We start from the raw sequence: 2,589 nt of genomic DNA on the forward strand, positions 1-2,589 counted from the left end.
GGTTCGCTGTCTCGCCCTCTCGGCGGCAGGCTCGCCGACCGCCTCGGCGGCGCCAAGGAGACCTTGTGGGCCTTCTTCGGCATGGCCTTCGGCACGGTGCTGCTGCTGGTCGCCTCAGCAGCGAACTCCTTGGGTCTGTTCGTGGGGGGCTTCACCGTCCTGTTCGTGCTGAGCGGCATCGGAAACGGATCCACTTACAAGCTGATCCCAGCGGTCTTCGCCCGACGCGCCGAGCAACAGGTCACGCGCGGCCAGGACGCGGCCCGTGCCTTTGCCGAAGCGCGCGGGCTGTCCGGCGCGGTGATCGCCATCACCGGCGCGGTCGGCGCGCTCGGCGGAGTCGCGATCAACCTGACCTTCCTCGCGGCCTACCGCGGCGGAACCGGTTCCGGGGCGCCGGCCTTCCTGGCGTTCCTCGCTTTCTACGCGGTGTGCTCCGCAGTGACCTGGGCGGCTTACCTGAGGGGACGGCCGCGGCCGTCCCCGGACGGTGTTCCGACACCCAAGGAGACGACCCATGCCTGAGGGAACGGGTACGGTTGCCACGCACTGCCCTTACTGCGCCCTGCAGTGCGGTACGCGGCTGTCCGGCCAACGGGCCGACGAGGTGGTCGTGACCCCATCCGATTTCCCCGTCAACCAGGGCGGTCTCTGCCGGAAGGGGTGGACCGCGCCCGGCCTACTGACGGCACCTGACCGGCTGCGCACCCCCCTGATCCGTGGCGCCGACGGCCGACTGACCCCGGTTGGATGGGACACAGCGCTCGACACCGTCGCGCATCGCCTGCTGCGCGTCCGGGCCGAGCACGGTCCGGACGCCGTCGGTGTCTTCGGCGGCGGTGGCCTCAGCAACGAGAAGGCCTACATGCTGGGCAAGTTCGCCCGGCTCGCCCTCGGGACCAGCCAGATCGACTACAACGGCCGGTTCTGCATGTCCTCGGCGGCGGCGGCCTCCAACGCCGCCTTCGGGCTTGACCGGGGACTTCCCTTCCCCGTGACCGACCTCGGCGAAGCCGACGTGATCCTGCTGGCAGGCGCGAACCCCGCCGAAACCATGCCGCCGCTGATGCGCCACCTCCGCCGCGCGGACCTCGTCGTCATCGACCCCCGTCGCACCAAGACCGCGGAGCAGGCCGGCCTCCACCTGCAACCGCTGCCCGGCACTGATCTCGCGCTGGCGCTCGGCCTCCTGCACATAGTGGTGGCTGAGGGATGGCTCGACAAGGACTACCTGGCCGCCCGTACCGTCGTCTTCGCCGCCGCCTGGGCGCGGGCCGCCGCCTGGTGGCCTCAGCGTGTCGAGCAGATCACCGGCGTCCCGGCTGCTGAACAGTACGGAGCCGTCCGCCGACTGGCCACCGCCCGTGCCCGCTACATCCTGACCGGCCGAGGCGTCGAGCAGCACAGCAAGGGCACCGACACCGTCGCCGCCTTCCTCAACCTCGCACTGGCTCTCGGCCTACCGGGCCGCCCGGGCAGCGGCTACGGCTGCCTCACCGGCCAGGGAAACGGCCAGGGCGGCAGGGAGCACGGTCAGAAGGCCGACCAGCTCCCCGGCTACCGGATGATCACAGACCCGGAGGCACGGGCCCACGTGGCCGGGGTGTGGGGTGTACCTCCCGAGGCTCTCCCCGGTCCGGGTCGGAGCGCCTACGAACTCCTCGCCTCGCTCGGCGTCGGCCACGGCCCCCGAGCCCTGCTCGTCTTCGGTTCCAATCCGGTGGTGTCCGCCCCCCACGCCTCCCACATCACCGAGCGGCTGGCAGCGCTCGACCTGCTCGTGGTCGCCGACTTCGTTCCGTCGGAGACCACGCAGCTGGCCGATGTGGTCTTCCCGGTGACCCAATGGGCTGAGGAGGAAGGCACCATGACAAACCTTGAGGGCCGAGTCCTGCGCCGCCGCGCCGTCCTTCCCGCGCCGCCGGGCGTCCGCAGCGACCTCGACGTCCTGCACGGCCTGGCGGTCCGCCTCGGCGAACCCCCACACCGCTACCCCACCACGCCGAGCGAGGTGTTTGACGAACTTCGTGCGGCCTCGCGCGGCGGCAGGGCCGACTACTCCGGAATCAGCTACGCCCGCCTGGACGCGGGCGAAGCCCTGCACTGGCCCTGTCCGGACAAGGCCGGGACCGACCCCACGGCTCCCGGCGGGACGGCACGGGCCGCTCCCGGAAGGCGGGCTGGAACCGAGCCGCATCCCGGCACTCCCCGCCTTTTCCTGGACCGGTTCGCCCATTCCGACGGCAGGGCCCGCTTCACCGAGGTGGACCATCGAGAGGCCACCGAGACGGTCGGTGACGTGTACCCGCTGCACTGCACGACCGGGCGGGTGCTGGGGCAGTACCAGTCCGGTGCCCAGACCCGCCGGATACCGGAGTTGAACGAAGCATCGCCGGAGGCCTTCATCGAGGTCCACCCCGACACCGCGGCCCGGGCCGGGCTGCCGGAGGGCGCGTTGGCCGGCGTCGTCTCACCTCGGGGGCGGACGCTCGCCCGGGTACGTCTCGACGGGACGATGCGCACCGATACGGTCTTCCTCCCGTTCCACTTCCCGGGCGAGGGCCGGGCCAACACATTGACCAACCCGGC

General features: G+C 71.5%; 1 protein-coding gene and 1 pseudogene. Both read left to right on the forward strand.

The window, feature by feature from the left end:
• A pseudogene (locus tag F3T56_RS45775) lies at positions 1 to 525 on the forward strand (MFS transporter); the annotation flags it as partial.
• On the forward strand, positions 518 to 2,589 hold a 2,072-nt coding region (locus F3T56_RS45780), incomplete at its 3' end, for a molybdopterin oxidoreductase family protein (RefSeq protein WP_149831361.1). The pseudogene F3T56_RS45775 and the gene F3T56_RS45780, both read left to right, overlap by 8 nt.

It is taken from the genome of Streptomyces tailanensis (assembly GCF_008386495.1).
Taxonomy (GTDB): domain Bacteria; phylum Actinomycetota; class Actinomycetes; order Streptomycetales; family Streptomycetaceae; genus Streptomyces; species Streptomyces tailanensis.